Here is a 13,238-nt window from a genome sequence, read left to right as displayed (position 1 = left end):
CTATTCGCGCTCAAGCAGCGAGGCCCTGCGGGCCGAGTGCTGGCGCCCCAAGGAGCCATTTATGGCGACGGTAAAAGTCACCGACGAAAGCTTCGACGCCGACGTCCTGAAGTCCTCCACCCCTGTGTTGGTCGATTTCTGGGCCGAGTGGTGCGGCCCCTGCAAGCAGATCGGCCCCGCTCTGGAACAGATCGCCGACGAACTGGGCGGCCAAGTCACCGTGGCCAAGGTGAACATCGACGACAGCCCCCTGATCCCGTCCAAGCTGGGTGTGAAGGGCATCCCGACCCTGATGCTGTTCAAGGACGGCCAGATGACCTCGATGAAGGTCGGCGCCATGCCCAAGGGCAAGATCGTCGAATGGCTGGCCGAGGCCGGCGTCAAGGCCGACGCCTGATCCTTCGCCGACACTGAAGATCCAGCGCCCGCCGGTTCCGACCGGCGGGCGTTTTCATGATAGGGTGCCGCCATGAGCGACGAACACATCACCGACCCGGCGACAACCGACGACATTCCGGGCGAAACCCCGGTCCAGAAGGCGCTGCGCCTGAAGAACGCCAAGCTGGACGCCCGCCCCAAGGCGCCGCGCGGCGGCCGCTTCCAGCGTGAACAGAACGCGCGGATCGCGGCGGGCAAATCCCGTCCGTGGATGAGCAAGTAACACCAGTTCTCTCCCTCCCCGTTCCGGGGAGGGTCGTCGCGCAAGCGACGGGGTGGGGGCGGCCCGGCAAGGCCGCACTTGTCTCTGATACGAACAAGGTCTGTGGGATTAGCACTGCCGCCCCCACCCGGTTTCGCTTCGCTCAACCACCCTCCCCCGCGGGGAAGGGAAAGCGCAGCTCTATCCTAGTCGGGCCAGGTTTCGCGGCTGGCGCCCAGCACCTCGCCCGCCAGATACAGCGAGCCGCAGATGGCGACCCGGCCTGCGCCCAGACGCAGGGCCAGTTTCAACGCCTCATCGACCGATCCGGCAGGCGTGGCGGCCAGACCGTGTCCGCGCGCCACGGCGGCCAGCGCCGCCGGGTCCGCCGCTGTTCCGTCGAAGCCGACAGTGAAGACGGTGGCGTGGCTGTCCTTCAACGCGGCGAAGAAACCGCCCGCGTCCTTGTTCGCCAACATCCCGCAGATCAGGGCCAGAGGGCGCGGCGCGCGCGCCTGCCGGTCGGCCAGAAACGCCGCCAGCGCCTTCGCCGCATGGGGATTATGCCCCCCGTCCAGCCAAAGTTCGGCGTCCATCGCCTTGGCCGCGTCGCCATAGGGGCCGGCCGAAATCCGTTGCAGACGCGCAGGCCAGCGCACGGACATCAGACCTTCGGCGATGGCCGTTTCCGGCAAGTCCAGCTCCAGCGCTGCTGCGATGGCCACGCCCGCATTGTCGATCTGGTGCGCGCCCGCCAGACCCGGCGCGGGCAGGTCCAGGAACCGTTGCTGATCCTGAAACGCCAGCCCGCCGCGTTCCGCCCAGGCGTCGAAGTCCACGCCCATAACCGTCAGCGGCGCATGGACCGCCTGGGCTGCACGTTCGATGGCGGCCATGGCGACCTCCTGCTGGCGCGCGATCACGCCCGGCGCGCCCGGTTTCAACACCCCGGCCTTTTCGGCGGCGATGCCCGCCAGATCGGTTCCCAGGAACTCGGCATGGTCATAATCGACCGGCGTGATGACGCTCAGCAGCGGGCGTTCGATCACATTGGTCGCGTCCAGAACCCCGCCCAGCCCCACCTCGATGATGGCCAGGTCGGCGGGGGTTTTGGACATGGCGACGAAGGCGGCGGCGGTCGTGCTTTCGAACACGGTGGCTTCGCCCCCAGAATCGGAAGTGGCGGCCTCGATCCGGTCAAGGATGGCGTTCAGCTGACCGTCCTCGATCAGTTTTCCGGCCAGGCGGATACGTTCGTTGAACCGCACCAGGTGGGGCGAGGTGTAGGCGTGAACCTTCAGCCCCGCCGCCTCGGCGATGGCGCGGATCATGGATACGGTCGAGCCCTTGCCATTGGTTCCCGCCACATGGATCACAGGCGGCAGGCGGTGCTGGGGATCACCCAGCGCCGCGCACAGGGCCTTCATCCGATCCAGCGACAGGTCGATCCGTTGCGGATGCCGCGCCCGGAGGCGTTCGGAGATCGGGTCCACGGCGGTCAGGCCGCCTGACGGGTTCCGCCCATCAGCATCGACAGGATTTCACCCAGCACGCGCGGCAGGTCGGCGCGGACGACCACGCGGTCGACCATGCCCTTTTCCTGCAGATATTCGGCGCGCTGGAAGCCCGGCGGCAGTTTCTCGCGGATGGTGGCCTCGATCACGCGCGGGCCGGCGAACCCGATCAGGGCGCCCGGCTCGGCCAGATGCACATCGCCCAGCATGGCGTAGGAGGCCGTCACCCCGCCTGTCGTCGGGTCCGTCAGGACCACGGCGTAAGGCAGTTGCGCTTCCTTGATTTCCTCGATGGCCAGGGTGGTGCGCGCCATTTGCATCAGTGACAGGGCGCCTTCCTGCATCCGCGCGCCGCCTGCGGCGGTGAAGCAGATCAGCGGAACCTTGCGGGCCACAGCCTCGCGCGCCGCCTTGATGAAGGCCTCGCCCGCCGCCATGCCCAGCGACCCGCCCATGAAGGTGAAGTCCTGCACGATCACGACCGCGTCCTGACCGCCGACGGAGCCATAGCCGATGGCCATGGTGTCCTTGCGGCCCGCCGCCTTGCGCGCGGCGCTCAGACGGTCCTTGTAGGATTTGCCGTCCGAGAATTTGAGCGGGTCTTCCGGCACGTCCGGGGTTTCGATGGCTTCATACTTGGCCCCATCGAAGGTGGCGCGCAGGCGTGTCGGCGCATCAATGCGCATATGACGGCCCGACGGCGTGACCCACAGCGAGGTCTCCAGATCCGAGCGATACAGCATCTCGCCGGTGTCGGGATCCTTGACCCAGAGATTGTCCGGCGTGTCCCGGCGAGAGACGATCTTGCGGACGCCGGGCGCAAAGCGGCTCAGCCATCCGCCGCGCTTTTCCTGCGGCTTGTTCTTGTCGACCATGGGGGCGCTCTTAAACGGTTTCCGTCACGGAAGCACTAGCAACCGATCGAACAGCGTCGCTCAGCAGCTTCACCTTGGCCAGAACGCGCGGGGCGGCGGGTTCGTTCGCGGCGACGGCGGCGGCGACTTCCTCGACCAGGGCCGAACCGACGACCACGGCGTCCGCCACACGGGCGATAGCGGCGGCCCGTTCCGGCGTCTTGATGCCGAAACCCACGGCGACCGGAAGGCCCGAGGCCGCCCGCACCCGCGCAACAGCGGGCGCCACGACGTCGGCGTCGGCTTCCTTGACCCCGGTCACGCCCGCGACGGCGACATAATAGACAAAGCCCGAGGTGCCCTGGACCACGATCTTCAGACGCGCGTCATCGGACGTCGGCGTGGCCAGACGGATCAGCGAGATCGACACCTTGTCCAGCGCCTCGACCAAAGGCGCGGCCTCTTCCGGCGGGCAGTCGACCACGATCAGGCCGTCGACCCCCGACGCCGCCGCATAGTCGGCGAAGGCGTCATAGCCCAGGCTCTCGATCGGGTTCAGATAACCCATCAGGATGATCGGGGTGGCATCGTCTTGCTTACGAAACTCACGCGCCAGATCCATGGTGGAACGCAGGCCGAAACCGGCGGCCAGACCCCGGATCGCCGCCTTCTGGATCGGCGGCCCCTCGGCCATCGGATCGCTGAAGGGGAAGCCCAGTTCGATGATGTCGGCGCCCGCGGCGGGCAGGCCCTTCAGGATGGCCAAAGCCTCCTCGCGCGAGGGATCGCCCCCCATCACATAGGGAACAAAGGCGGCGCGGCCCTGGGCCTTCAGCGCCTTGAAACGTGCGTCGATGCGGGCGGTGGTCATTGAGGAACGGTCCCTGCTGCGGCAGGTGGGGCGGCGGGCGACGCGGGCTGGGCCGCGCAGATGTCGCCGGGAATGGTGGCGAAGGCCAGATAGCCGGGATCGGTCGCCGTCACATCGGCCTTGGAGGTGTCATAGAAGGCCTGCATCTGCAGTCCGTCGCAGCCGCCGCCGTCGCGACGCTTGACGAAGACCACGCGATTGTCATCGCCGCCCGCCGCCAGCCACTGGCGGGTTTCGAGGTCGGCGATATAGGCGTCGGCCAGGGTGCCGATCTCGCCCAGCGGCGCGGTCACGCAGAAGGCGCTGCCGCTGAGGCTCAGCAGATTGCCGCAATCGGCCGCCAGCTGCGCACCGGGCAGAAGGGGCACATCCGTCGCCGGGCCGCCGCGCGCAGGTTCCTGCGCCTGTGCGGCGGTCGCAATCATCAGGACGGCGGTCGCCGCCAGCAGGTTACGGATCACAGTTCCACTCCCAGATGTTTGGCGACCTGGAAGATGTCCTTGTCGCCGCGTCCCGACATCAGCAGCACGACATCACCGCCTTTGCCGACTTCACGCGCCACTTCGCCGGTGCGCGCCAAGGCGTGCGAAGGCTCAAGCGCCGGAATGATGCCTTCCAGTTTCGAGCATAGCTGGAACGCCTCCAGCGCCTCTGCGTCCGTCGCCGAACGGTATTCGGCGCGGCCAATGTCATGCAGCCAGGCGTGTTCCGGTCCGATGCCCGGATAGTCCAGACCCGCCGAGATCGAATGGCCTTCGACGATGTTGCCGTCGTCGTCCTGGAGCAAATAGGTGCGGTTGCCGTGCAGCACGCCGGGGCGCCCGCCCTTCAGCGAGGCCGCGTGATCGGGCGTGTCCAGACCATAGCCCGCCGCCTCGACCCCGATCAGGCGCACGCCCTCATCCTCGATGAAGGGGTGGAAGGCGCCGATGGCGTTCGAGCCGCCGCCGATGCAGGCGACCACGGCTTCCGGCAGCTTGCCCATCTGGGCGCGCGACTGGACCTTGATCTCCTTGCCGATCACCGACTGGAAATCGCGCACCATGGCCGGATAGGGGTGCGGACCCGCCGCCGTGCCGATGATGTAATAGGTGTCGGCGACATTGGTGACCCAGTCACGCATCGCCTCGTTCATGGCGTCCTTCAGGGTCGCGGCGCCCGCCGTGACGGGGAAGACCTCGGTTCCCAACAGACGCATGCGGAAGACGTTCGGCTGCTGCCGCTCCACGTCCACCGCCCCCATATAGACGGTGCAGGGCAGGCCGAAGCGTGCGGCGACGGTGGCCGAGGCCACACCATGCTGACCTGCGCCCGTCTCGGCGATGATCCGCGTCTTGCCCATGCGGCGGGCCAGCAGGATCTGGCCCATGCAGTTGTTGATCTTGTGCGCGCCCGTGTGATTCAGATCCTCGCGCTTCAGCCAGATGTTGGCGCCGCCGAAATGTTTGGTCAGGCGCTCGGCAAAATAGAGGGGGCTTTCGCGACCGACATAATGGGTCAGGAAGCCGTCCAGTTCGGCCTGGAAGCTCGGGTCCGCCTTGGCCGCCGCATAGGCCGCGTCCAACTCATGGATCAGGGGCATCAGGGTTTCGGCGACGAACTGCCCGCCATAGGGGCCGAAACGTCCCTGCGCATCAGGCCAGGCGTAGGTGTTGGGCAAGGTTGCGGTCACGAGTTCAGCTTTCACGCAAGGCGGCGTCGGAATTACGACCGGCGCACGGCCTCGATGAAGGCCGCGATCCGGCCCGCGTCCTTAACACCCGGCGCGCTTTCGACGCCAGAGGAGACGTCCACCATCGGCGCCCCTGTTATCCGAAGCGCCTCGGCCACATTGTCCGGGTTCAGACCGCCAGCCAGGAACCAGGGATGGCGAAACACCCGGTCTGCCAGCAGAGTCCAGTCGAAACTGTGCCCCACCCCGCCCGGCAGGGCTGAATCTTCCGGCGGCTTGGCGTCGAACATCAGATGGTCGGCGTGGTAATCCCATTCGTCCGCCGCCGCGAAATCCTCCCCGTGCCGGATCGGCAGGGCCTTGATGACCCCCGCCCCCGTCAGCGCCCGGACGTCCTCCGCCCGCGCAGCCGTCTCCGATCCGTGCAGCTGGATGAAGTCCGGCTTCAGCGTCTGCGCGATCTCGTCCAGCAGGGCGTCATCCGGATTGACCGTGACCGCCACGATTTTCGCCCGCCCGCGCGCCCGTTCAAACAACACAGCGGCGTCTGAGGGCGCGATGTGGCGCGGGCTTTTGGGAAACACCACCGCTCCCACGAAATCCGCCCCGCCGTCCAGGGCCGCGTCCAGCGTGTCCGGCGTCGTCAAGCCGCAGATCTTGATCAGGGTCATGGCACGATCACCGTCAGGCCGATGTCACGCGCAACCGCCGCCATGGCCTCGTCCAGCGTCGCCAGACGGCATCCATGTCGCACGGCCAGGGCGAGATGAAGCCCATCCGGTGCGCGCAGTCTCACGTCATTTCTGACCAGCCGCCGCGCTTCCACCATGTCATTGTCGATCACCGAAAGAATGACCCTGCCACTCAACCATTGGTCCAACTGCAGTTCGAACTCGCGACGTTCCTTGTCGTGCAGATTGCGCATCCGCGTCCTCACCGCCAGGGCGGAGGAAAACTCAGTCACGGTCCAACTGCTCATGACAAAGTCATCGACGTCCGCGATCCAGGTCGACGCCCGCTCCGTATGCTTGTCGTTCTGGAACAGAGACATCAGGACGCTGGTGTCCAGATAGACAGTCAAATCTCTTCATCCCGCATGCGGCGCAAGAGGGTTACGGAGTCCACCGAAGCCTCCGTCTTGATCCGCACACGCTTCAGCCAATCCATGTCCATCGGGCCGGATGTCGGCTTAACCGCCTGCGCCGGTTCCAGCCGCGCCACAGGCACGCCGCGCCGGGTGATCGTCACGGCCTCGCCCGCCAACATGCGATCCAGCAGCTTGGGCAGGTTGTTCTTGGCTTCGGCGACGGAATAGCTGGACATGGCCATCAAGATAGCCATTTCGGCCAAAAATGTCCATCACGCCCGATAGAGGTCCGCATCGGGATCGACCTGGCCCCGGATCGTGCGGCCGATGATCTGGGAGGCGATGACCGAATAGGTGATGCCGTTGCCGCCGAAGCCCATGACGGCGTGAATATGATCCTGTCCCTCGACCGGGCCGATCTGCGGCAGGCCGGTCGCGCTTTCGCCGAAGGCGCCCGCCCAGGTGTAGTCCACCTCGAACTCCAGATCGGGCAAAAGGCGGCGCAGCTTTCTGGCGATCGTCTGGCATTTCCGCTTCAGCTTGGTCTTGTCCTCATGCGCCGTTGCGGACGCCTCGTCCTCGCCGCCGACGATCAGCCGTCCGTCGCCGCCCATGCGGAAATACAGATAGGGGTCAGAGCCTTCCCACACCAAGGTGTCGCGCAGCCAGGCGGGGCAGCGCACGCGCGGCTTGGACGCAAGAGCCCAGGACGAGATCACCTCGGCGCCCGGCGTGGGCACGCCCTTGGGAAACTCATAGCCGCAGCAGAAGATCACCTTGCCGGCGCGCACCGCATGACCCGCATCGGTCAGCAGGGTCACGCCGTCGGGATCGCTGACCGCCTCCAGCACCTCGACCCTGGAATAGATCTTGGCGCCCTTTTCCGTCGCGCGCCGCAGCAGCCCCGCCGCCAGCCTTGCCGGGTCGGCGCTGGCCGAACCCTCCGAAACGATGGCGCCGGTGCGGTCGACGCCGAACTGTTCGCGCAGTTCCGCCGGGCCGATGTAGCGGCTCTTCAGCCCCATCGCCGTCCGCGCCTCGGCCTCGGCCTCAAGCGCCCGATGGCCGTATTCATCGCCCGCCAGATACAGACTGCCCTTGGGTTTCAGGCCGCAGCGGATGCCTTCATCGACGACGATCTTCTGCAGGGCGTCGACCGCCGACTGCGACCGGCGATAGGCGCGCCGGGCGTTGGCCGGTCCGATCCGTCCGCCCAGGGTCATCAGCGGCAGGTCGATCTCCCACTGCAGCATGGCGGTGGAGGCCAGGGTTGATCCCATCAGCGGCGGGCGTCGGTCCAGCACCGCCACCGTGTGATCGCGCGCCAGCTCATGCGCGACGAAGGCCCCGCTGATGCCTGCGCCCACCACGGCGACATCGACCGAGATCGCCTGGGTCAGGGGCCGCGTCTTCACGCCCAGACCGGGGCTGTCCGCCCACAGCGAACGTCCGGTCCGCAAATCCCGTTTGATGGTCGCGCCGTCCATGATCCACTCCGCCTCAGCGGAGCGATAGGGCGCCAGCGCCGTTCGGGTTCCCGCGCCTCAGTCGAACAGACTGTCGATTTCGGCCTGGGTCAGCAGCCGCCACTGACCGGGCGCCAGATCGTCGGGCAGGACCAGCCCGCCCATCCGCTCGCGGTGCAGGGCCTCCACATGGTTGCCGACGGCGGCGAACATGCGCCTGACCTGGTGATAGCGCCCCTCGGTCACCGTCAGCAGGGCTTCGGTCGGCGACACCACCTCCAGCACCGCAGGCGACAACGGCTTGTCCTCGCCCTCCAGCACCAGTTCGCCGGACGCGAACAGCGCTCTCTCCGTCCCTGCCAGGGGCCGGGCCAGGGTCGCGCGATAGACCTTGGTCACATGGCGTTTGGGCGAAATCACCCGATGCAGCAGATCGCCGTCGTCGGTCAGCAGCAACAGACCCGTCGTCTGTTTGTCCAGTCGGCCGATAGTCGAGATGGCCGGATCACGCTCGCGCCAGCGTCCGGGCAGGATGTCATAGACCAGCGCGCCCTCTTCCTTGTGCGAACAGGTCATGCCCAGCGGCTTGTTCAACATCAGCACCAGTCCCTGAACCGGGTCCAGCGGCTGGCCGTCGATCTCCATGCGGCTGGGCAGGTCGGGCGTCACCGGAATGCGTTTAGACACATCCGTCAGGTCCACGCCGTCCAGCACGATGCCGCCCGCCTTGGCCATCCGCGCCATCTCCGCCCGCGAGCCATAGCCCATCGAACCCAATAGGCGATCAACGCGGGAGGTGGGCGTCTTGGCCATTATTTCACCGCCTCAAACAGCTTGTAGCCACCGGCATCCGCCACCATCCGCACCCGATTGAACGCGGCGTTGAGTTCCGCCTCATAGGGCAGATGCCGATTGGCGACGATCCAAGCGACACCGCCCTTCTTCAGCAGTTCGGCGGCCTTGCGGATGAAGGCTTGGCCCAGCCGCCGGTCCTCGGCGCCGCCGTCGTGGAAGGGCGGATTGGAGATGACGAAGTTCAGTTCGCCGTCCGCCGTCATCGTGCGCACATCGGCCCATTCGACGCTGGCGCGTGGATCTTCGATATTCTTCCGGGCGGCCTCGACGGCCCGGCGGTCCAGATCGATCAGACGCAGCGAGGTCACCCCCGGCGAACGCAGGGCCACCGTGGCCAGCGCGCCGTAACCGCAACCCAGGTCCACGCCCGCGCCCTTCAGCGCAGGCAGATGTTCGGCCAGCAGCGCCGAGCCCGCGTCGATCCGGTCCCAGGCGAAGACGCCCGGCTGAGACCAGGCCTCCAGCCCCGGCACGATGCGTGGCGCGCCGTCGGCAATGGCGGCGTCGAGACCGGTCACGCCTTCCGGCCTGATCACGATGCAGCGGCGGTGGTGGGCCTTGGCCGTCTCGCCGACCTCGACGCCGAAGCTCAGCAGTTCCTTCTTCAGGCGCGATCCGCCCTTGTCCTTGAAGGCCATCACGTCCAGCCGCCCGCCGACCTTCAACGCCCGCAGCGCCTGAGCCAGCACATAGCGGCGCTCCAGCACGCCGGGCGGGGCGTAGATCATCACCTCATCGACCGAACCGTCAGGCACGGACTCGATCGGCGTGGAGCCGGGGATCAGGGGCGAGGTCTGGGTCGCGGCGCCGGGCGGGTCAAAGACGACCGGCGGTCGGCCGTAGAGAAGCGTGGTCATGCCCCGCCCTTAACGCCGCAAGGCCGTTTTCACCAGCGACGCACTTCTCAAGGCGTCATTCCGGAGCGATGAACCCGGACCCGAAGGGCGGCGCGTAGCAGCCAACCCAGGGGTGCAGTCGCTTCGCTGAAGGCGTTCGACGCCGTATGCACGTTTCCTGGGTTCCGGGTTCGTCCTTTGGACGCTCCGGAATGACGGCTCCAGGCTGAATGCCGATTGGCCCCAGGATGACGGCTTGAGGAAGCCTCAGAAGCCCATCTGCAGCAGCACCAGCCCCACGACGCCCACCGCGATCCGCCACCAGGCGAAGACGCCGAAGCCGCGCTTGGACACGAAGTCCAGCAGGAAACGCACCACCGCCAGCGCCGAGATGAAGGCCACGACAAAGCCGATGACGATCAGGCCGATGTCGCTGAAATCCAGCGTCTTGTAGCTTTTCAGCAGGTCATAGGCGACCGCCGCCCCCATGGTCGGAAGCGCCAGGAAGAAGCTGAACTCGGCGGCCGAACGCTTGTCCGTCTTCAGCAGCAGGCCGCCCGCGATGGTGGCGCCCGAACGCGACACGCCGGGGATCATGGCCAGGCACTGGAACAGGCCGATCAGGAAATAGACCCGCATCGGATAGGTCTCGGCGTTCAGCCACTGGGGACGCTTGTCCATCCGATCCAGCGCCAACAGGATGACGCCGCCGACGATCAGGGCGATGCAGATGACGATCGGCGTCTCGAACAGCACGGTCTTGATGAAGTCGTAGGCAAAGAAGCCGATCACCACGGCAGGGGCGAAGGCGACCAGAAGCCCGATCAGAAAACGCCGCGCCTCAGGGTCGAACGGCCAGCGCGTCGCCAGCGCCCACAGGCGTTTGAAATAGACGCTGATGATGGCCAGCAGGGCGCCCAGCTGGATCACGATCTCGAACGTCTTGCCCGAGCTTTCGAAACCCATGAAATGGCCCAGCAGGAGCATATGGCCGGTGGAGGACACCGGTATGAACTCGGTCAGTCCTTCGACCAGACCCAGAATGATCGCCGCAAGCCAATCCGCCATGAAATCCCCGCATGGGTCCGGGTCAGTTCGCGCCCGGCTCTGGCCCCACATAGCGCAACCGCGACCGGATAGGCGAGCCGTCAATCACCTGATCCAGCGCATGGGCCAAAAGTCCGTTCAAACGGCCCAGCAGAACCAGGTCGCCCGCCCCGGTCGGCCCCAGATCCAGCCTGCGCGACACAAGGGCCAGAGCCAGTTCGAAGCTGGCGCCCTGGCCGCCCGCCGCCTCGCCTTCGGTGCGGATCGCCGCCAGATCGGGGGTCAGCTGCGCATGGCTCAGCAAGGCGTCCACGCGCGGGTCGTGGCGCGCGAAATCGCAGACGCCGAAGCCGGGCACGGAGCCGCGCAGACCGATCCACCGCTTGGCCGCGCCGGTCGGATCACGCCGCGCCTCGCTGACATAGGCCACGACGTCCCCCATGGCCGTCAGGGTTCCGCCCAAGGCCGAAAGCCCCGCCAGCGCCGCCCCGGCCAGGGACGCGCCCCCGTCCGCCGCCGCCCGCGTCGCCAGCACCGCCGCATCCAGCCCCTTGTCGGCGCCCAGCACCAGGGCGCGGCGCAGCAGGTGGCTTTGCACATCCACCACCTTGAACCCGCGCGCCAGACGCTGGTGGAAATACAGGCGGGGCCCCGGCCCGGACACGCTGTCCACCACCTCATTGAGCAGGGAGGCGGCCTCGCGCTTCAGTACAGCGGGTTCCTGCAGCCTGGCCGAGCGGTCCTCGGTCAGGCGCCGCCCCAGCACGGCCAGCACGCGCCGCTGGGTCGATCCGCCGACGATGGGATCAATGCGCGGCTTCAGACCGGCGAAGGGATCATCGCCCCGTGCATCCCACAGCACCCGCGACGCGGCCTCGATGGAGCCGCTCTCAGAAAGCTGCACCACGTCGCGACCGCGATAGAAGAGCCGCCCCTCCGCCGTCATGGAAACGGAGGAATGGACATCCGCCTCGCCGCGCGCGGCTGCGCCCAGGCCGGGTGGACGCAAGCCTGGCGCCCGCACGACGCCGACATCCCCGCTGGCGACCTCGTCGCCGCACAGACGGGCCACGTCGGCGGCGGCATAAAGGCTTTTACGGGAATCCGTCGGATCAGGCCGGGCGGCGATCCGTCCACGGCTGACATAGGCGTAAAGGGTCTGGGCCTTCACGCCCAGGCGGTTCAGGGCCTCGCTTCTGGCGATCCAGCGTTCGTCAGCGCCCATATCGTCCCCTCACGACTGTTTCGCATTCGAATTGAACAGCAGGCCGCACAGCGGCGTTTCCCTGTCCTAAACTGAAACGGCCACGCTCGTCTATTCCGTCGCCAAGGTTGGCTTTCGGCCATGATTGGGAGACAAGGAAATCTGCATGTCGACCTCGTCTTCCCCCTCTCCCGCGCCGCTCGAAGACGCCAATGGCGCCACACGCCGCATCACCCGCCTGTCGGTGGGCGTGGCCATCGTGCTGATCGTGCTGAAGGCCTTTGCGCTGGGGGCGTCGGGGTCGGTGTCCATTCTGGCCAGCCTGACGGACTCGGCCTTGGACCTGGCGGGATCCCTGACCGCCTTCTTCGCCGTGCGCTGGGCCGCCGCCCCGCCGGATCAGGAGCACCGCTATGGTCACGGCAAGGGCGAGGCCCTGTCGGCCCTGGTGCAGGCCGGGCTGGTCTTCGCCTCGGCCGTCTTCATCGGCTGGGAGGCGGTGCAGCGCATTTTTGATCCGCGCCCCGTCACCTCCGGCGGCTGGGCCGTCGGCGTCGTGATCGCCGGCATCGCCATCACCACCTGGCTGGTGTGGATGCAGACCCGCGCCCTGAAGACGACCGGATCCCTGGCCGTCGCCGGGGACCGAGCCCACTACGCCGCTGATCTGGCGGCCAATATCGTCGTGCTGATCGGGGTGATCTCGGGCGCCTTCCTCAATGCGCCGGGTCTGGATGCGGCGGCGGGTCTGGTCGTCGCCGTCTGGCTGTTCTGGGGCGCGACCGGGATGTTGAGGTCCGCCGCCGATCACCTGCTGGACCGCGCCCTGCCGGAGGGCGAGCTTGCGGCCATCACCCAGGCGGTTCTGGCCGACCCGCGCATCTCAGGCGTTCACCGGCTGCGCGCCCACATGGCCGGACAGGTGATGGTGGCGCAGATGCATGTCGATCTGGACGCCGCCCTGACGCTGGACGCCGCCCACGCCATTGTCGTGGAGGCCGAGACGCGGGTTCTGACGCTGTTTCCCGCCGCCGACATCCTGATCCACGCCGATCCGCGCGGTTCGACGCCCAAGCCCGCGCCGATCGTCGCCGAACCCGCGCCAGGTCAGAGTTTGGCCACGCCGTCCGCGCCCCCCGCATCCGCGCCCGACCCCGCTTCCCAAGCCAAGCCCAAGGGCCCGTGGTCCTAA

At 67.3% G+C, this 13,238-nt stretch carries 16 protein-coding genes; 3 read left to right on the top strand and 13 right to left on the bottom strand.

Annotated features, from left to right (window positions below; genetic code table 11):
• Positions 1–61 precede the first annotated feature (61 nt).
• Complete coding sequence (gene trxA / locus JKF87_RS11195) at positions 62–397, top strand: thioredoxin (protein WP_201099967.1); 336 nt, start codon at positions 62–64, stop codon at positions 395–397.
• Between the two features lie 72 nt (positions 398–469).
• The gene (locus tag JKF87_RS11190) at positions 470–661 is read left to right on the top strand and encodes a hypothetical protein (RefSeq protein WP_201099966.1); all 192 of its coding nucleotides are present in this window, start codon (positions 470–472) and stop codon (positions 659–661) included.
• 185 nt (positions 662–846) lie between these two features.
• Here the strand turns inward: JKF87_RS11190 and JKF87_RS11185 are convergent, their stop codons facing one another.
• The 13 genes from JKF87_RS11185 to JKF87_RS11125 all read right to left on the bottom strand — a co-directional run bounded on the left by JKF87_RS11185 (position 847) and on the right by JKF87_RS11125 (position 12,067).
• Positions 847–2,133: a bifunctional folylpolyglutamate synthase/dihydrofolate synthase gene (locus tag JKF87_RS11185; protein WP_201099965.1), complete on the bottom strand. Its 1,287-nt coding sequence runs from the start codon at positions 2,131–2,133 to the stop codon at positions 847–849.
• A gap of 5 nt (positions 2,134–2,138) precedes the next feature.
• Positions 2,139–3,029 carry an acetyl-CoA carboxylase, carboxyltransferase subunit beta gene (gene accD, locus JKF87_RS11180; protein WP_201099964.1) on the bottom strand — a complete coding sequence of 297 codons (891 nt, stop codon included), beginning with the start codon at positions 3,027–3,029 and terminating at the stop codon, positions 2,139–2,141.
• A gap of 10 nt (positions 3,030–3,039) precedes the next feature.
• The gene (trpA, locus tag JKF87_RS11175) at positions 3,040–3,879 is read right to left on the bottom strand and encodes a tryptophan synthase subunit alpha (protein WP_201099963.1); all 840 of its coding nucleotides are present in this window, start codon (positions 3,877–3,879) and stop codon (positions 3,040–3,042) included.
• Entirely contained in the window at positions 3,876–4,340 is a 465-nt protein-coding gene (locus JKF87_RS11170) for a hypothetical protein (RefSeq protein WP_201099962.1), read from the bottom strand. Before JKF87_RS11170 ends, trpA begins: the two co-directional genes overlap by 4 nt.
• A complete protein-coding gene (trpB, locus tag JKF87_RS11165; RefSeq protein WP_201099961.1) occupies positions 4,337–5,551 on the bottom strand; it encodes a tryptophan synthase subunit beta in 1,215 nt (404 codons plus the stop codon). The genes JKF87_RS11170 and trpB overlap by 4 nt, the downstream gene beginning before the upstream one ends.
• A 32-nt stretch (positions 5,552–5,583) precedes the next feature.
• Positions 5,584–6,222, bottom strand: a complete 639-nt coding sequence (locus JKF87_RS11160) for a phosphoribosylanthranilate isomerase (protein ID WP_201099960.1) — start codon at positions 6,220–6,222, stop codon at positions 5,584–5,586.
• Positions 6,219–6,632, bottom strand: a complete 414-nt coding sequence (locus JKF87_RS11155; protein WP_201099959.1) for a type II toxin-antitoxin system VapC family toxin — start codon at positions 6,630–6,632, stop codon at positions 6,219–6,221. Before JKF87_RS11155 ends, JKF87_RS11160 begins: the two co-directional genes overlap by 4 nt.
• Positions 6,629–6,892: a type II toxin-antitoxin system Phd/YefM family antitoxin gene (locus JKF87_RS11150; protein ID WP_201099958.1), complete on the bottom strand. Its 264-nt coding sequence runs from the start codon at positions 6,890–6,892 to the stop codon at positions 6,629–6,631. Before JKF87_RS11150 ends, JKF87_RS11155 begins: the two co-directional genes overlap by 4 nt.
• Positions 6,893–6,910: 18 nt before the next feature.
• Positions 6,911–8,125: an NAD(P)/FAD-dependent oxidoreductase gene (locus JKF87_RS11145; protein WP_201099957.1), complete on the bottom strand. Its 1,215-nt coding sequence runs from the start codon at positions 8,123–8,125 to the stop codon at positions 6,911–6,913.
• A gap of 57 nt (positions 8,126–8,182) precedes the next feature.
• Positions 8,183–8,917 (bottom strand): pseudouridine synthase, encoded by a 735-nt coding sequence (locus tag JKF87_RS11140; RefSeq protein ID WP_201099956.1) that lies wholly within the window; start codon positions 8,915–8,917, stop codon positions 8,183–8,185.
• Complete coding sequence (locus tag JKF87_RS11135) at positions 8,917–9,816, bottom strand: class I SAM-dependent methyltransferase (protein ID WP_201099955.1); 900 nt, start codon at positions 9,814–9,816, stop codon at positions 8,917–8,919. Before JKF87_RS11135 ends, JKF87_RS11140 begins: the two co-directional genes overlap by 1 nt.
• A gap of 246 nt (positions 9,817–10,062) precedes the next feature.
• The gene (locus tag JKF87_RS11130; RefSeq protein ID WP_201099954.1) at positions 10,063–10,863 is read right to left on the bottom strand and encodes an undecaprenyl-diphosphate phosphatase; all 801 of its coding nucleotides are present in this window, start codon (positions 10,861–10,863) and stop codon (positions 10,063–10,065) included.
• A 22-nt stretch (positions 10,864–10,885) separates the two neighbouring features.
• A complete protein-coding gene (locus tag JKF87_RS11125; RefSeq protein ID WP_201099953.1) occupies positions 10,886–12,067 on the bottom strand; it encodes a citrate/2-methylcitrate synthase in 1,182 nt (393 codons plus the stop codon).
• A 145-nt stretch (positions 12,068–12,212) separates the two neighbouring features.
• Here JKF87_RS11125 and JKF87_RS11120 point away from each other — a divergent pair, with 145 nt between their 5' ends.
• Positions 12,213–13,238, top strand: coding sequence for a cation diffusion facilitator family transporter (locus JKF87_RS11120; RefSeq protein ID WP_201099952.1), 1,026 nt, complete (start codon positions 12,213–12,215; stop codon positions 13,236–13,238).

It is taken from the genome of Brevundimonas nasdae (assembly GCF_016654005.1).
Classification (GTDB): Bacteria; Pseudomonadota; Alphaproteobacteria; order Caulobacterales; family Caulobacteraceae; genus Brevundimonas; species Brevundimonas nasdae.
This window is presented reverse-complemented; position numbering and strand designations above follow the sequence as displayed.